The sequence below is a fragment of the Bifidobacterium tissieri genome (assembly GCF_002259645.1).
GTDB lineage: Bacteria > Actinomycetota > Actinomycetes > Actinomycetales > Bifidobacteriaceae > Galliscardovia > Galliscardovia tissieri.
Genome location: NZ_MWWV01000003.1, coordinates 113,954 through 132,132, shown reverse-complemented (window position 1 = coordinate 132,132; position 18,179 = coordinate 113,954). Strand labels below are relative to the sequence as shown.

The following is an 18,179-nucleotide window of genomic DNA, read 5'->3' as shown; positions in this document are numbered from 1 at the left end:
AAGGACCTAGCGAAGCGTGGTAGACCACTGCACAACCCTCCAAGTGCCTAGTGAAGTGCAGATAGCCCATGCCAGCCCATGTCGCGATCCTCTCACCGGGATTCGAGCATCGCGACCGCGGACGCGATCGGACCGTCGTGGCTCAGAGAAATGTGCCAGATGAGGGCACGCCGGCGTCCGGGGCCACCACCGACACCATCGAGCGACAACACCGAGGATTCCAGAACCGCACGCACGGCGTCGGGCACCGCCACCTGCGGACGACCGTGTGAATCGTCGAGGATCTCGATGGAAGTCCAGGGGAAATCGTCGAGCGTGTATGGAGCCGGCCTGTCTCCGAGCGCCTCGCACCACGCCTTGAGCACGGCCTCCTTGCCGGCCCATCGCGCAGCGAGATGCACGGCCTCGCCGTCGTTCTTAGCGCGCCCCCGCATGACGGCCTGCCGCAGCTCGCGCGCGGAGAAGAGCCTGCGCGCCCCCTCCCCCGGTGCATTCAGCTGCTCGGCAAATGCCTTCACATCCACCACGTCATGCCCCAGTCCCAGAATCGGCATCCTGCCCTCCCTCACGGTTCACGGTGTTCACTGGTTCCATCGCCCAGCGTAGATCATCGGAATATACGGTTCCCGCCGAACGGTCAATCGCCGATAATCACCACTCCACGCGCTCATCGTTGCCATCGTTTCAAAACCTCGCCGCCGAGGGAACCCATCCCCGGAGTATCTGACCAGGAAGGCCCGGAATATGACAAAGCCGCAGGCGTTCGTTCACCTGCGGCTTTATTCCGTTTACCACTTCCGACGTAGTGCGGGAGCCCGCATTGCAGGGTTCCGCATACCCGGATGTCAGTGGTGGAATCGCACCAGACGGGCCTCGTACGGGGCGAGTTCGGCACCGTTGCGCGGCATGAGATCGTCAGCTCCGTCAAGCCACACGTCCTGCTTGGCGTCGGAGAAGTTGAACAGGCCGACCAGCGTCTGGTCGCCGGAGCGACGCACCACGCCGAGCACCGTATCGTTGTGCGTGTCCCACGTCGTCACCCATGCGTCGGGAGCGAAGCACGGATCGTCGCGCATCTCGCGCAGACCATCCATGCCCTCCCACAGCTGGTTCTGCAGGGTTCCGGGCTTCTCGCGCAGCTCGGCCTTTCCCCAGTCGAACTTGCTGCGATGCAGGTTGCGACTGTCGGCCACGCGCTCCGGATCCTCCTTGTAATCCCAGCCATTGAGCTGGCCGATCTCGTCGCCGCAGTTGAGCATCGGGAATCCACGCAGGAACGACATCGCACGGTGCATAAGCAGGTCGCGTTCCACCGACTTCTCAAGCATCGGCTTGTCGTGCGTGATCAGCGCCTTCTCCACGCCGCACAGGCTGGCGGTGGTGCCGCAGCTGCGGGCGTCGCTGGTGACCGGATCGTAGTTGTACAGCTCGCCCATGGCCCAGCTGCCGGGGACGCAACCCTCGTAGAAGTGGTAGAGGAATTCCTTGTGCTTGAGCGGGTCGATGTCCAGCTCCTTCTCCACGTCCTCGTCGAGTCCCCAGCCGATGTCGTCGTGACAGCGCAGATAGTTGACGAACCAGCAGTTCTCGGGCAGGGCGTTGAGCTTGTCGATCTGCGTCTTGAGCAGGCGCACATCCTGGCTGGCGAGCGCGCTCCACAAGTTCACCATGATCGACACGTTGTACAGCATGTGGCACTCGGGCGCTTCGGGGGTGCCGAAGTAGGCGGCGAGCTCCTTGGGGGCCATCACGACCTCGCCCTTGAGGATCACCGCCGGGCAGACGCATTCGAGCGCGATGCGCAGCATGCGCACGATGGTGTGCACCTCGGGCAGGTTGCGGCAGTTGGTGCCGAGCACCTTCCAGATGTACGGCACGGCATCGATGCGCAGCACCTCAACACCGAGGTTGGCAAGGTGCAGTGCGCTGGAAAGCATGGCGATGAGCACCTTGGGGTTGCGGTAGTTGAGGTCCCACTGGAACGGGTAGAACTGGGTCATGACCCATTTGCCCATCTGCTCGTTCCAGCTGAAGTTGCCGGGAGCGGAGCCGGGGAACACCTGCGGCACCACGGCGTCGTACTGGTCGGGGATGGTGCGATCGTCGTAGCAGAAGTAGTAGTCCTGATATTCGGGGTCGCCGGCCTGCGCGGCCTTGGCCCAGCGGTGCGACGACGCGGTGTGGTTCATCACGAAGTCGAGGCAGAGGCTGATGCCGGCCTTGCGCAGCTTGGCGGTGAGGGCGGCAAGGTCCTCGTTGGTGCCGAGCGACGGGTCGACGTTGTCGAAGTCCTCCACCGCGTAGCCGCCGTCGTTCTGCGGGTGCGGCATCTGCAGCAGCGGCATGAGGTGCAGGTAGGTGAGCTTCTGCTCCTTGAGGTACGGAATGCGGCGTGCGAGCTTCTTGAGATCGCCGGCGAACAGATCGGTGTACATGGTCATGCCGAACATGTCGCCGCGCTTGTACCAGTCGGGATCGGCCTCGCGCTTGGCGTCGAGATCCTTGAGATCATCGGGACGGGCGGCGTAGGCGTCGGCCATGGCGGCCTTGAGATCCTCAAGCGCGGCACGATCGTTGTACAGCTCCATGAACAGCCAATCGAGTTCGGCGGAATGACGCGCGAGACGCTCGTTGTAGATGGTGGTGTCCGGCGCGGTTGCGGCGCTGGATGACGCGTTGGGCTTGGCGGCCTTGGCCATGGGAAACTCCTTCGTTTCAGTCTGACGCATGATGCAGTTGAGCGCGGTATGTGGCACGTTCGTTGCCGTTGATGATTGTGCATGTGACGTGTTCGATACGTCCGTCATGCATCATCCACAGCGCTTTCAGTGTACCTCAGATAACAGCTTGATCAAACCGGTTCGATATTCGGCGTGTCAAATACCCACAACCGCAATATTCCCTATGATCACAGCGTTTGCATTTTATGGCTGATATAGTCACGCTTGTGTCGGACGCGTCAACCCGTTGACAGGCGATGGACAGACACAGGCACATATGGATTCATCAGCGCGCAACCGAGAACGACACAACGCCCGCGGAACAATCTCATTGAACGCATTCGCGATTCCCGATACCTTCGGAACGGCTCAACCTCCACGGAACGACTGACCGACGACGTTCACGCCGCCCACCGGGCCAACACTCGCGGAGCGATCACATAACTTGCGCAATATACGAAACCGTGTCATGATTCCTAGGTTGTTTTTGACACGGTCAAGTCCGATCGACAAACCGGACCCGATTGATAACGGTCAGGCCGGATTGACGAAAATCAGATTCAACACCGTCAGACCTGACTCACACGGTCAGATCCAACGTTACGGAGCGTTCATCGCTCCACGCCCCGATAGCTCAGTGGTAGAGCACTTCCTTGGTAAGGAAGAGGTCGTGAGTCCGATTCTCACTCGGGGCTCCCATTTTCTTCAATTCATTCCAAACAACCCGACTTCCACAGCACCGCCGTCACGTAACCCGTCCTGCGTCACGCGGGCCGGGTTACGTCACGCGGGCCGGGCGGACCATGTGATACACAGCGTGAAAACGTTGCAATTTCAACGTTTTCTCAACACGCGCACAATGCCCGACCCGGCCCATGTGACACAACACGGCCCACGTGACGCACCTAGAGGGCAGTTGCCAGGGCCGCGCACGGAATCCGAACGCGACCTACAGCACCTCACGCCTCGAAGTACCCGGAAGCTCCCAAGCGAGCGTTCGGATTCAGAAGCATCGCCTTCTCCACCTCGTGACCGTTGTAGCGCGTGCCGTCGGCGAGCTTGGTGCCGTCCTCGCGGAAGCGGCGGTTGTCGATCGGCTCGTAGAGCGCGGCACGACCCATCATGCCGTTCTCCAGACGACGCTGACCGGCGGCCAGTCGGGCGTTGGCACGACGACGCCATTCCGCAAGCGCATCCTCGCCGGCGGTGTGTGCCACGGCGGCCTCGAAGGCACCCGGGTTCACGATCGCGGCGAATCCGCTCACATGGCCGAAGCCGAGCGACGTGGCCAGACCGGCCTTCACCGCACCCGCGCCCACGGTGAGCGGCGAACGCAGCCACACCATGTGGTCGTCGCGGCGCAGCTTCGGGTCCACGCAGTCGAGCGACGCGTTGGCCGGAATCACACCGGAGTTGAACAGCTGCGTCAGGCCGTTGACCTGGAAGATGCAGGCACCGCCCTTGGCGTGGCCGGTAAGCGTCTTCTGCGAGATCACGAACAGCGGGTTGCCGTCCGTGCGGCCGATGGCGTGGGCGAGCGTGTTGTGCAGCTCGGACTCGTTCGGATCGTTCGCATTGGTGGACGTGTCGTGCTTGGAGACCACGGCGATGTCGTCGGGCGTGACGCCGAGCTTGGCGAGGTCGTGCACGAGCTTCGAGTCGCGACCGCCCAGACCTGCGGCGAGCGCGCCGAGTCCCGGAGCCGGGATCGACGTGTGCGCGCCGTCCGCGTAGCTGTGGATGAAGCCGATCACGCCGGCGACGGGCAGGCCGAGCTTCAGCGCGATGTCGCCGCGCGTCAGCAGGATCGTGCCGCCGCCCTGCGATTCGAGGAATCCGCCACGGCGACGGTCGTTCGCGCGGCTGAAGAAGCGCGCGTCGATGCCCTTGCCGTACATTTCGGCGGAGTTGGCGGTGGCGTTCATGTTGCCGAAGCCGATCACCGATTCCACGCCGATGTCGTCGATCGCGCCGGTGACCACGAAGTCGGCCTTGCCGAGTGCGATCTTGTCGGCGCCTTCCTCGAGGGAGACGGCGGCGGTGGCGCAGGCGGAGACGGGCTGGATCATGTTGCCGTAGCCGCCGATGTACGACTGCATCACGTGCGCGGCGACGACGTTCGGCAGCGCCTCCTGCAGGATGTCGGTCGGGATCTCGTGGTTGAGGAACCGGTCGAGGTACAGCTTGCGCATGGAGCGCATGCCGCCGAAGCCGGTGCCCTGCGTGCTGGCCACGAGCGACGGGTGGATGGACTGCAGGATCTCGGCGGGCGTGAAACCGGCGGACAGGTAGGCGTCCACGGTGGTCACGATGTTCCACAGCGCGATCTCGTCCACGTCGCCGACCATGGAGGCGGGGATGCCCCACTTGATCGGGTCGAAGCCCTTCGGGAACTGTCCGCCGACCGTGCGGGTCATGGTGGCGCGGCGCGGCACGCGGATCATGGAGCCGGCGTGGCGGGTGACGGTCCATTCGCCGGACTCCTCGTCCTTGGCGATGGTCGTGTGGGCCTCGTCGAGCTTCACGTATTCGCGGGCGACGTCCTCGTTGGGCACGGAGAAGGCGACGTCGTGGTCGAGGTAGACCTCGGTCTCCTCCTCGTCGGCGCCGTCCTTGTAGTCGGCGCCCATGCCCTCTTCGAACGGGCGGATGCCGGAGCGGGCCACGACCTCGTCGTGGTAGCGTTCGGCGATGTCCTCCTCGGGCACGAGATTGCCGTCGGTGTCGTACCAGCCGGGCTTGGGGCTGTCCTGCCACGTGAGCAGGCCCATGTTCCACGCGAGTTCGAGGATCGCGCCTGCTGACAGGTCGACGGTGCCGTCGGGGTGGATGCCGAGTTCGGCTTCGAAGCGCGTACGGCCGGAGCCCCACGGTCCGAGTTCGCCGACGGACACGATGACGATCTCGTCCTCCGGACGGGCGGTGACGTTCGTCCAGTCGGCCAGATCGACGGGTGCCTGATGCGGCACGTGCGGAGTGGGCAGTGCCTTGAGCGATGCGCCCTTGACGACGGTCTTGCCGTCGGCGTTCGCCGTGGCGTCGTCCGTATCGGAGTCGGCCTCCGCAGCGTGCTTGGCGGCGTCGGCCATGGCCTCGGCGCGCAGTGCCTTGATGTCGATCGGATCGTTGCCGAGTCCGCCGGTCAGGTCCACGTCGAGCGGGGCGACGGCCGCGGCGGCACGCTGGTCCGCAGTGCACAGGCCGAGCAGTTTCTCGGCGATCTGTGCGGTGGAGTACGTGTGGATGCCGTGGCGTTCGACCACGTCGACCAGCGGATCGTTGCCGCCCATGAGTCCGGTTCCACGCACCCAGCCGATCTTCGGGTGGGCGAACGTGACGCGGCCGGACCAGACCTTCTCCGCACGGGCGCGGTTCACGATCGCGTCGAATGCGCTCTTGACCTCGCCGTAGGCGCCGTCGCCGCCGAAGATGCCGCGGTTCGGCGAACCGGGCAGTACGACGTGGAGCTTGTGCTGCACGTCGGTGTCGGCACCGATGGCGGACAGGCCGGCGATCGCGCGTTCCACGCCCCACAGCATGAGTCGAGCCTGCGATTCGAACAGTTCGCCGGAGTCGGCGAGCGTGCCGTGCACCGGCGGTGCGGCGAACGGGAAGAACAGGCTGGGCTCGTAGGCGGGCTTGAGGATGGTGGTGGTGGCGCCGTTCACCTTCTTCTGCACGTTGCCGATCCAGTCGACGAGAGCGTCGACGTCACGGTAGCTGGACAGGTTGGCGGGCACGAGCCACAGGCTGGCGTTGCCGGCCGCATGCTCGCGGTAGATGCGCTTGGCCCAGGCCTTGATGCTCGGGCGGAAGCTGTGCGAGGTGGCGATCACGGTGGCACCGCCGGCGAGCAGACCGGCCACGACCTCGCCCGCGATGGAGTTGGCGGACACGCCGGTCACCACGGCCACGTCTGACGCGTAGCGGCTTGTGGCCTCATCGTCGGATGCAGGCTCGAGCGCCTGCGTGGCGATCGCGTCGAACGCGGCGGCGAGGGTCTCGTTGCCGTTCGCACGGGCCTTGCCGGCGAACCAGGCGGCCTCGTCGGCCACGGCCTTGCCCAGTCCGCGGAAGCTGCCTTCCAGTTCGGCCGGATCGTTGTGGTAGAAGGCGCGGGCCAGATCCTCGCGTGCGGACGCCCAGCGGTCGTCGAACAGGATGGCCTTGTTCGCGTCGAATCGCGGTTCGACCTGCTTGGGCCAGTCGGAGCCGAGTTCGGCGGACACCGCCTCCACGACGGCCGCGTTCTCGTCCTCGCCGGGTTCGGCCACGGGCGCGGCCACGCCGAGCTCCTGCAGCACGAACCGGGCGGTGGCGGCGAGTACGCCGTCCTTGCCGGTGACCTTTTCGGCGAATGCGTCGAGGGCCGCGGAATCGACCACGGCACCGCCAGCAGCACCGCCTGCGGACGGCTTGGAGACGGCGACGCCCTTGGTCTGGCCGACCAGCATCACCGCGTCGTCGATGAGCTTGTCCGCGGCGGCCGCGTTGGCCACGGCACCGGTGGGCAGCTTGGCCAGATCGTCGCCACGGGAGCTGGCACCCTCGCGGGTGTCGAGCAACAGAGCCGCGGTGACGGCGGCAACCCAGCCTTCACCGAGCTGCCAGACGTTGGTCACGCGCTCGCGGATGTGCGCGGGCTTGACGCCGGCCGCGCCGAACAGTGCGCGCAGACGGTCGCGGATCGCCTCGGACAGCACCGGACCGAACGGCTTGTAGTTGGGGGCCACCTTGTTCACGATCTGCGCGAGCTGGGTGAGCGTCGCCTCGGCGGCACCGTCCACGCTGGCCACGCCCAGCTCGGAGCTGATGTCCATGAGCAGCTGGTTGCGACGGGAGGAGACGCCGTTGGTGAGCGTGTCGGTGGTGTCGTTCGCGCCGATCTGGTCGATGCGCACCTTGGTGGAGTAGGCCATGAGCACGCCGATGGCGTCGGACGCCTTGAACGGCAGATCGTCGACCGGACCGGCGGGCGCGGAACCGAGCTGTGCGACGGCGGTGTCGGCGGCGGGAGCGGCAGCAGCAACCGGAGCCGGAGCGGGCGCAGCGGCAGCAGCAACCGGCGTTGCGCTCGGCGCCGCGGCAGCAGCCGGAGCGGCGGCCGGAGCCACGGTCTCCTCAACCGGCTCTTCAGGCACCAGCGAGTCGGAATCCGTCATGTACACACGGCCCTCATCGCGCCCGACGTTGTACACGGTGACGTGACGGTGCTTGAAGTCGGGCAGGCGCAGGGTCTTGGCACCGAGGTTGGCAAGCGTCGGCGCATTGCCGAGACCCACCTCCACGTACTGTTCCACGCCGAGACCGTTGTGCGCGGCGTCGCCGAACAGCAGCGCCTGCGTTTCGATCCAACGCACCGGGGACGCGAACTGCCAGCTGAGCAGTTCGGTGAGCAGCAGTCGGCCGAGCTTCTGGTCGTCGGCGGCGTAGGCGTCCCACACCTCCGGGTTCTCCAGCGCCTCACGAATGCGCTCGGACGGCACGACCTCGAGGATCTTCGCCGCGAATTCCTTGGTCATCTCGAACGGCACGGCCACCAGGTTCGGGATGTAACGGCCGACCAGACGTCCGCGGTAGTCGATGTGCTTGGGCAGCAACGCGTCGAGCTTGTCGCGGAACTCCGGCACGCCCTTGCGCAGCAGCGTGGAGTGGAACGGCACGTCGATGCCGGGCACCAGCATGAACGCCGGCTTGCCGCCGGCCTCCTTGGCACGGCGGTTCGCATCCTCCTTGAGGTACTTGAGTCCGGCGATCGTACCGGCCACGGCGTACTGGGCGCCGGCCAGGTTGTAGTTGACGATCTCCAGGAACTCGCCGGATTCGCGCGCCACCTGGGCCACGTACTCCTTCACGCCGGAGTCGCCCACGCCGAACTGGTTCGGACGCAGTGCACCCATACGGTAGTTGGAGCGACCCTGCGCGTCACGCTCGATGAGGTGATGCATGGTGGAGCCGCGGTGGAACACGAGCTCAAGCACGGTCTCCAGCGGGATGATGTCGGCGAAGGAGCTCAGTGCGTTGTACTCGCCCAGTGAGTGGCCGGCGAAGTAGGCGGGCCAGATGTCGCTGCCGGCCTCGCGCAGACGTGCGGTCTGGGCGAACGCCACGGTGGCGAGCGCCACCTGCGTGAACTGCGTGAGGTTGAGCAGTCCTTCGGGGTGACGGTAGGTCACGCCGTTGGCGGTGAGTTCCTTGGGGTTGTCGCGCACCACGGCGAGGATCGAGAATCCGAGCTTGCTGCGGGTGAGCTTGTCGGCGCGCTCCCATACCTCGCGGGCGGCCGGGGACTTGGCACGTTCGTCGAGCACCATGCCCTGCTTCTGGATGCCCTGACCGGGGTAGACGAAGGCGGACTTGGGGGCGCGGACGATCGCTGTTCCACGTGAAACAATCTGTCCATCGATGCGGCTGGTCACTTCGAGCACCATGCCGCCGTGGTTCACCTTGCCCACGCGTTCCACGGAGATCTCGACCTGATCGTTGAGCTGGACCATGCCGTACATGTTGTACGTCCAGCCGGCAATCTCGTAGTGCGCGCCCTTGTCGTCGGTGGCCTGCACGGCGTACTGCGCGGTGGCGGACAGCCACATGCCGTGCACGAGCGGCGCGGCGAGTCCGCTTACCGCGGCACCGCGATGCGACGTGTGGATCGGGTTGAAGTCGCCGGACGTGCGCGCGAACGCGGTCATCTCGCCGGGGGCGGTCACCTTGACGCGGCGCAGCAGACGACGCGGGGTGTCGAGCACATCGGCGTCGATGCCGCCGTAGTCGGGTGCCTCGGGCGGCAGTGCGTCGGAGTATGCGCGACCGCGGATGGCGAAGCGTTCGGTTTCCCGGGCGAGCAGCGTGCCGTCGGCGGCGGTGTGCGTCACGTGGATCGTGACCACGCGGCCGGATGCCGACTCGAAGTAGTCCTCGGCCCAGCTGGTGAGCGTGATCGTCTCGCCGGTGTGCTTCAGCAGTTCGTCCTCGGTGACCTCGAGTTCGATGAGGTGGTCGAGATGCACGGCGTTGAGCAGGCCCTCGATCACCGGGAATCCGTTGACGTACACCGAACCGAGCGCCGCGTAGATGGCCGGCCAGGCCGGTCCCACCAGCGCGTCGGGAGCGATGCGCGACGCCACCAGACTATCCGGCAGCGCACCGCCGGTGGCGGCCTCATGATCGAATCCGAGATTGGCGGACAGCGTGTACGTGGCGTGCGCCAGACCGAACGGATACGCGGACTTGTCGTCCTGCTCCTCGATCGCGGGCATGGCGGTCAGTTTGCCGCCGGTGATGGCCGTGTTGCCGATGCCGGCCGTGGCGGCGAGCATGGCATACACGTGCTTCGGCAGCGTCTCGCGATCCACCACGGGCAGGCGTCCCGGCTCGGAGCCATCAACCAGCAGCGGAATCACAATGTCACGCACGGCGTGCTTGCTCACACCACCGTCGGGATCGTTGTCCCAGTAGGTGTCCAGATGGATGTCGAGATCGAACAGTTCACCGCGGTCGGTGTCGGCCACCTTGCGGATCTCGTAGTACTTGTCGCCGTTCGGCGTGCCATACGCCGGGTTGGCCATGAGATGACCGACCCAGGAGATGTTCGGGCTCTTGCGGATGAACTCCTCGGCGGACGCGGCCTCGCCCAGCTGGGAGAAGACCTCACCGTCGGCAGCGGCAGCAACGTCGGCAGCACCGGCACCGTCAGCACCGGCACCGTCAGCGCCGGCCACACGCTCGATCATCGCATGCTCGAACCGACCAAGAATATCGGCGACCGGCTCATCCACGGTCGTCACGCCGGCCACGGAGATCGGACCGGGGATGATACGCACGGAATCGGCGGAATAACGCGGGTCCTCCGACTGCCACAGCTGATCCTGACCCCACCAGCGCAGCAGATCGTTATCGATCACCGGCACGAACGGCATCGGCTTCGGATACTCACGAACCAGCACCGGGAACCAGGCCACATCGGCCGGTACCACGGTGATCTCACCGGCCTGCGGGTAGGCGTCGGCAAGACGCTCGATCGCCGCATTCGGATCGGACTCCACATCCTCGCGGGACACGAACAGCGACTCGAACTCACCCGACTCCTGCGCACGCACACGCGCCTCGATACGCTGCAGCAGGTGCAGGAAACGATCGGCATACGTGTCGTCCACCCACGGGAAGGCCAGCTCGGCGAAACGACGGGCCCAATCCAGATACGTCATGGTCTCCAGATCGCCGAAGTACGGCTTCGCGGTCTTGTTCAGCGCCGCGATGATCTCCTCACGACGGCTGTCCAGCTCCTCCGGATGCTTCATCACGCGAACCAGCAGACGACCGCACTGCGCGGACGAGTTCTCCAGCTCGTAGATGTCGGCGTGCAGGTGGCTCAGACCGGACGTCACACCGCCCACGGCCTTGCCGGACGGCACCCAGCGCTCGCCGATCGGGGCGAACGGATCGGTTTCGTCGGCCTCGGCGGTGATGCCGGGCGTATCGACGATCATCTGCTTGACCTGCGGGCTGGTGTGCGCCTCCTTGGCGGTCATGGCGGCGGTGCCGACGAGCACGCCGTCGACCGGCATGAGCGGCAGATCGTAGGCACGGGACCATTCACCGGTGATGTAGTCGGCACCACGCTCCGGCGTGCCGATGCCGCCGCCGGCCACGAGCACGATATTGCTCTGCTCGCGCACTTCGGCGTAGGTGCTGGTCAGCAGATCGTCAAGCGACTCCCAGCTGTGGTGGCCGCCTGCGGCACCGCCCTCGACCTCGATGATCACCTTGGTGGGGGCCACGGCCTTGGCGATGCGCACCACGGCGCGAATCTGCTCGACCGTGCCGGGCTTGAAGCACACGTACGGGAATCCGTCGGCGTTGAGCGAATGCACGAGTTCCACGGCCTCGTCGAGCTCGGGGATGCCGGCGGAGACGACCACGCCGTCGATCGGCGTGCCCGAGGCGCGCTTCTTCGGCACGATGCGCTGCGAACCGAACTGCAGGTTCCACAGGTAGCGATCCATGAACATGGCGTTGAACTCGACCGTGCGCCCCTCCTCGAGCTCCTGCTCGAGTCCGGCCACGTGACGGTCGAACACCTCGGCGGTCACCTGGCCGCCGCCGGCGAGCTCGGCCCAGTAGCCGGCGTTGGCGGCGGCCGCCACGATCTCCGGCTCCACGGTGGTGGGGGTCATGCCGGCGAGCAGCACCGGGGGCTTGCCGGTCAGATCGCTGAACGCGGTACGCACCTTGTCACCGGCCGGCGTGTGCAGCACGCGCGGGGCGAACCGGGTCCAGTTCTGGGCACGCGCCGGATCGGATTCCAGCGTGGACAGCTTCGCACGGGCCTCGACGGTGGACGCGTCGACCACGCCCACGCCGGTTCCCTGCGCCACGGTGGCGAGCAGCTTGCCCACGATCGTGCCGGGGCCGAAGTCCACCACCCACAGCGTTGCCGGGTCGGTGGATTCCATGGTCTCGCGCACGCGGGCAGCCCAATTCACATGGTTGAGCAGCACCTCGTCGGCGAGCGCGCGGGCACGGTCGGCGTCGATGCCGCAGGCGTTGGCCCATGCCACGGTCTGGTCCACGGCGTCGGCCATGAGCGGCGAGTGGAACGGCAGGGTCACGTCGAGGTATTCGAGCGTGGGGTCGAACACGCGGCCGCCGCGCACCTTCTCCTCGCGCAGCTTGGCCTGACGGGCATGCTCCTTGCCGACTTCGATCTCGAATGCGCCCAGATCCTCCGGGTATCCGGACAGCACGTAGTGGTTGGCCGAGTTGGTCACGGCGATGGCGATCGGTCCGCGCGGGTTGACCACGCGGGCGACGAGCGCGTCGATCTGGGCGCGGGTAACGTTCTTCACGCTGAGCATCGGGGTGGCTTCGCCGCTGCGCGAGTGCAGGGCGATCTGGCGGGCCTGACGGGTGCCGGCGATGCCGATGAGCGTGGCGGTGGCGAGGATCTCGTCGATCTGGCGGGCGGCGGCTTCGATGGAGCCGGCGTCCTGGATGGCCTTGACCATGTGCACGGCGAGGATGCCTTGGGAATGGCCGAGCACGGCGACCGGCTTGGTGGCGGCCACGTCGTAGCCGAGCGCGCGGGCGTCGAGCAGTGCGCCGAGCTGGGTGAGCGCGATGCCGGGCACGCTGGCGGGGGCAGCGGCGGCGGCACCCAGTCGGGCCGGGTTCGCCTCGAATCCGAACAGGTCGACCGGGCGTCCCGTGGTGGCGAGCAGTTCGGCGGCCACGGGGGTGAGCATAGTGTGCGCGGCGGCCACGTGGTCGTGCAGCGCCTTGTCGAGATCGGGGTTTGCCGTCTGGTCGGCGAGCGCGACGGGCCACGGGGTGCCCTGTCCGGCGAAGGCGAGCGCGTGCGGCTGGCCGGCGAGACGGTCAAGGAAGAAGTTGCTGGTCATTGATGTGTTCCTTTGATCGGTTTGATGGATGAAGTGTCAGTGTGTTCCGTGTGTTTGTGTGTTCCGTGTGCCGTCCACGATGGTTCACAGCGGCTGGTTGCCGTGGTGCTTCGTGGTCTTCCGATGACGACGTTTGGTCGACAGCAGTTTGAGCGATCGTTCGATCACGTCGCGCGTCTGTTCCGGGTCGATCATCGCGTCGATCTGTCCCATTTCGAGCGACAGGTTCGCGTTCACGGTGGTCCTTTCGTATTCGGCGGCGAGCTCGGCGCGGAGCTTGTCCACGTCGCGTCCGGCCTCCTTGGCTTTCTGCAGGTCCTTGCGATGGATGATGTTCACGGCTCCGGTGGCGCCGAGCACGGCGATCTGCGAGCTGGGCCATGCCACGTTCACGTCGGCGCCGATGGCCTTGGATCCCATCACGATGTATGCGCCGCCGAACGCCTTGCGCAGGATCACGGTGATCATGGGCACCTGCGCGTTGGCGTACGCGTAGATCACCTTGGCGCCGCGACGGATGATGCCCGCATGCTCCTGGTCGGCGCCCGGCTTGTATCCGGGGGTGTCCACGAGAGTGATGACGGGCAGGTTGAACGCGTCGCACAGGCGCACGAATCGTGCCACCTTCTCGCTGGCGTCCACGTCGAGGATGCCGGCGTTCACATTCGGCTGGTTCGCGACGATGCCGACCGGTCGTCCGTTCACGCAGGCGAAGCCGACGACGGCGGAGCGTGCGAACAGTTCGTGCACCTGCACGAATTCGCCGTAGTCGACGATGCAACGGATCACGTCGAGCACGTCGTACGGCTGACGGTCGTTGTCGGGCATGATCTCGGCCAGTCGTTTGGCGGCCTCCTGTTCGGCGCGGCCGGATGCGAACGCGTAGACGGGCGCCTCCTCGTCGCTGTTCGACGGCAGGTAGGCGAGCACGGTGCGCGCGTAGTCGATCGCGTCGGCCTCGTCCTCGCCAAGGTAGTGGGCCACGCCGGACTTGGCGTTGTGCACGTAGCCGCCGCCGAGTTCGTCCATGCTGATCGTCTCGCCTGTGGCCGCCTTGACCACGTCGGGGCCGGTGACGAACATGTCGGAGTTCTCACGGGTCATGATGATCAGGTCGGTGAGCGCCGGGCAGTAGACGGCACCGCCGGCGCACGGGCCGAGGATGATCGAGATCTGCGGGATGAATCCGCTGGCGTCGCAGGTCTTGCGGAAGATGTGCCCGTACTGGGTGAGTGCGGCCACGCCCTCCTGAATGCGGGCGCCACCGGAGTCGATGAGCGCAACGACGGGGATCTTCAGATCCATCGCCATGTCCATGAGATGGCAGATCTTGCGGCCTTCCGCCGTGCCGAGCGTGCCGCCGCGCACGGAGAAGTCCTGCGCGTACACGGCCACCTTGCGTCCGTACACGGTGCCGAATCCGGTGATCACCGCGGAGCCGGCCTTGCCGTCGTTGATATCGCCGCCGTTGAACCGGCCGATCTCCTCGAACGTGTCGGAGTCGAACAGCAGGTCGAGTCGTTCACGTGCCGTGTACTTGCCTTTGGCGTGCTGACGTTTGACGGCCTTTTCCTCGGCGTCGCGGGCCAGCTGCGCGGCCCGTACGATGGTGGCGCGCATCGGTTGCGCCGACTGCGCCTGATGCGCGGGGGCGTCGATGCGCATGCCCATGACGTCGGTCATTTCACGTCCTCCTTCTTCGCGTCTGCTGTCGCATCGTCGGACTGATCGTTCGTCTTGTCGTCGTTCTGACCCGTCTTGCCGTCCTTACCGCCGCCGTTGATGTCAAGCGTGACGAGGGTCTCCCCCGCCTCCACGCCGTCGGCCGGCGACACGAAGATCTTCGTCACCGTGCCCTTGACCGGCGCGTACACGTAGTTCTCCATCTTCATGGATTCGAGTACGACGAGCAGATCGCCCTTGGCGACCGTCTGCCCCTCCGCCACGTTGATGCGCGTGACCACGGCCTGCATGGGCGAGGCGATGATGCCGGACGCGGCGCCATCGTCATGCCGGGTGCCGGTGTCGACGTTGTGCAGTCCCTGACCGCGCAACGGCTGCGTGGGTCGACGATCGCCGCGGCGGGACGCGCCCCCACCCATGCCGGCCAGCATGGCCTCGGGCATGGTGAGCTTGACGCGCTTGTCGTCCACTTCGATCACGAACGTCTCGGCGGCCGACGTACGGCGTTCGGCCACGTTCGGGCCGGTCGTACCGGACTGCGACGCGGGCTGACCCGCCACCGTGGAGTGCGGGGTCTTATTGAGGTATGTGCGTTCCAGCCATTTGGTGGTCACGGAGAACGGATGACCCTCGGCCGTGAATTCTGGGTTGGTGAAGATCTTCTGGAACAGGCTCTGCGGCGTGGGCACGCCTTCGATCTCCATCTCGCGCAGCGCCCGGCGCACACGGGCCACGGCGGATGCGCGGTCCTGCGCGGTGACGACCACCTTGCCCATCATCGAATCGAACTTCGGGGAGACGGTGTCGCCCTCCTCCACACCGGAGTCGATGCGGATGCCGGGGCCGGACGGCCACACGATCCTCTCCAGCGTGCCGGAGCTCGGCGTGAGGTTCGTGGCGGGGTCCTCGCAGGTGATGCGCAGCTCGAAGCTGTGGCCGCGCGGAGCCGGTGCCTGGGTGAGCGTGCCGCCGCTGGCGATGACGAGCTGTTCGCGCACCAGATCAAGACCGCTCACCTCCTCGCTCACCGTATGCTCCACCTGCAGTCGGGGATTGACCTCGAGGAAGTACACCTTGCCGGCGGGCGTGACCATGAACTCGCAGGTGCCGAGACCCACGTAGTCCACCTGGTCGAACAGTCGCTTGGAGAAGCCGATGAGCCGCTGCGTCACCTCGTCGGGCAGGAACGGTGCCGGCGCCTCCTCCACGAGCTTCTGGTTGCGGCGCTGCACCGAGCAGTCGCGCGTGGAATAGACGGTGAAGTTGCCGTGGCTGTCGCGGCCGGACTGCGTCTCCACGTGACGGGCGCGGTCGACGAACTTCTCGATGAAGTAGTCCTGCAGATCGCCGCCCTGCAATGCGTCGTGGTTCATGAAGAACCGGCGCAGCTCGTCGTCGTTGTGCACCACGGTGATGCCGTGGCCGCCACCGCCGTCGGCGCGCTTGAGCATCACCGGATAGCCGTGCGAGTTGGCGAAGTCGAGCAGTTCGCGCATGTCGGTGACCGGCTCGGACAGACCGGGCACGGGCGGCACCTTGGCGGACTCGGCCACGCGGCGGGCGCTGATCTTGTCGCCCAGATCCACCAGCGCCTTGGGACTGGGGCCCACCCATGTGATGCCATCGTTGATCACCTTGCGCGCGAAATCGGGCACTTCGGACAGGAAGCCGTAGCCGGGATGCACGGCGTCCGCACCGGACCGGTCCACGATCTCCATGATCTTGTCCTCGTTGAGATACGTGTCCTTGTACGTGTCGCCGGACAACAGATACGCTTCGTCGGCCATCTGCGCGGCCATGGACTCACGATCCTGTTCCGCGTACACCACCACGGTGGCGATGCCCATCTCCTGGGCGGTACGCACCACCCGCAGCGCGATCTCGCCGCGGTTCGCTATCAGCAGTTTCTTCATGATTCCTTTCCGTACCGTTCGTTGTGCTTACTCGATCAAGACTTGATATGACGGTCAGTCGGCCTGCCGGTCGTTGCCGCCGACCGTCATGTGCCGGCGCTATTCGACGCCCACATCCCCCGTGGTCACGGTGACGATCTCGTCGTCCGCGGTGCGGATGGTCAGCGACGCGTCGGCGTTGATGGACTCCGCCACGCCCTCCACCACCTGTCCGCTGGTCACGCCGTTCTGTGCGAGTCGTGCGGTCACATGACGGCCGAGCGTCCAGCTCACTGCCACGGTCTCCTTGCGCAGTGTTTCGGCCGCGGCGACCGGATCGGCCGCCAGCAGGGTGAGTCGATGCCGCAACGACGATGCGATGCCGTCGGCGATCCGATTGCGCAGTTCCGCGTATTCGGGCAGATCGTTCACCTGCAGTTGCAGTGACGTGGACTGATCGGTCGGCAGACGATCGGCGGGCACGAACAGATTCAGACCGATGCCGAACACGACGATCGCGATGTCCCCGCGCACGGCGGCCAGTTCGGCGAGGATACCGCCGAGTTTGCGACCGGTCAGATACACGTCGTTCGGCCATTTCAGAGCGAGTCGGGGACCGGTCTGATCGTGCTGCGAGCGACCGTCGTGATCATCACCTTGTGCAACTTGATTATCGTTATCGTGAACAGTCTTGACGCCTTCAGAACATCCGCCGTATCCGGCCTCGTTCTGCCGATCCACGGCGATTAGTCCGGTCGTCGCCTCCAACGCGTAGATGGCCGCGAGTCCCGCGGCCATGGTCATCCACCCTGAGCTTCCCCCATCAAGCAGCGCCTTGGGCACTGCCGTCACAAACGTGCCGACGAACGACTCGCCCGGCTCGTTGTACCATGTGCGATCCAGTCGTCCACGTCCGGCCGTCTGCGTATCCGACAGCACCACGCTCATCGGCACACGCTGCTCGGAGTCCGATGCAACGGCAGACGATTCGGTGGCCGACGATTCGGCATGTCCATCGTCGAACAGGCCACGCACCACATCCACGCAATCAATGTCGTCTTCAGCGAGCGCCCGACGAACCGAACTGGTCGCATAGGTGTTGGTCGAATCCACACTCGTCAGCACACGCACGGAATCGGCGGACTGCACGGAATCATTGGAATCAGCGACGTCGCCGGCGCAATTGGAAACGGCGATCAGCGGCGTCCCGTCGGAGGCATGATCATCCTTGGCTCCCATGCCGGTGCACTGATCCGACCGTTCCATACAGGCTCCTTGCCGCGCGACGATGATTCCCCGACCGATGCCCACACCCATGGCACCGGTTGTATCCCACAACCTACTCGCGTACGCATTGCACCCGAAAGACGGCAGACGACAAAATTCCCGATCGGATTTTGTATGCTCCTACAAACCGTTCCGTAGCCTGGATCCCTAGGATGAATGCCATACAGTAAACAATTGGCTTGATTGCAACGTTTTCA

5 protein-coding genes, 1 tRNA gene and 2 pseudogenes are annotated in these 18,179 nt (G+C 65.7%); 1 reads left to right on the top strand and 7 read right to left on the bottom strand.

Going from position 1 to position 18,179, the window contains the following annotated elements; translation table 11 throughout:
* Window positions 1-92: 92 nt before the first annotated feature.
* Together BTIS_RS02150 and BTIS_RS02145 are read right to left on the bottom strand one after the other, a co-directional pair.
* Window positions 93-554, bottom strand: a complete 462-nt coding sequence (locus BTIS_RS02150) for a holo-ACP synthase (protein WP_169713042.1) — start codon at window positions 552-554, stop codon at window positions 93-95.
* A gap of 291 nt (window positions 555-845) precedes the next feature.
* Window positions 846-2,699, bottom strand: a complete 1,854-nt coding sequence (locus BTIS_RS02145) for an alpha-amylase family protein (protein WP_094662221.1) — start codon at window positions 2,697-2,699, stop codon at window positions 846-848.
* 644 nt (window positions 2,700-3,343) lie between these two features.
* On the opposite strand from BTIS_RS02145, the gene BTIS_RS02140 reads away from it, so the two are divergent.
* Window positions 3,344-3,415: transfer RNA gene (locus BTIS_RS02140), tRNA-Thr, on the top strand.
* A gap of 264 nt (window positions 3,416-3,679) precedes the next feature.
* On the opposite strand, the pseudogene BTIS_RS02135 reads toward BTIS_RS02140, so the two are convergent.
* The 5 genes and pseudogenes from BTIS_RS02135 to BTIS_RS02120 all read right to left on the bottom strand — a co-directional run.
* Window positions 3,680-10,324, bottom strand: a pseudogene (locus BTIS_RS02135) (acyltransferase domain-containing protein); the annotation flags it as partial.
* Window positions 10,325-10,441: 117 nt separating this feature from the next.
* Window positions 10,442-13,120: pseudogene (locus BTIS_RS12275) on the bottom strand (fatty acid synthase subunit beta domain-containing protein); the annotation flags it as partial.
* A gap of 84 nt (window positions 13,121-13,204) precedes the next feature.
* On the bottom strand, window positions 13,205-14,803 hold the full coding sequence (locus BTIS_RS02130) for an acyl-CoA carboxylase subunit beta (protein ID WP_094662217.1): 1,599 nt from the start codon (window positions 14,801-14,803) through the stop codon (window positions 13,205-13,207).
* Window positions 14,800-16,716, bottom strand: coding sequence for an ATP-binding protein (locus BTIS_RS02125; RefSeq protein ID WP_094662215.1), 1,917 nt, complete (start codon window positions 16,714-16,716; stop codon window positions 14,800-14,802). Before BTIS_RS02125 ends, BTIS_RS02130 begins: the two co-directional genes overlap by 4 nt.
* Window positions 16,717-16,815: 99 nt before the next feature.
* Window positions 16,816-17,961, bottom strand: a complete 1,146-nt coding sequence (locus BTIS_RS02120; RefSeq protein ID WP_158216813.1) for a biotin--[acetyl-CoA-carboxylase] ligase — start codon at window positions 17,959-17,961, stop codon at window positions 16,816-16,818.
* Window positions 17,962-18,179 lie beyond the last annotated feature (218 nt).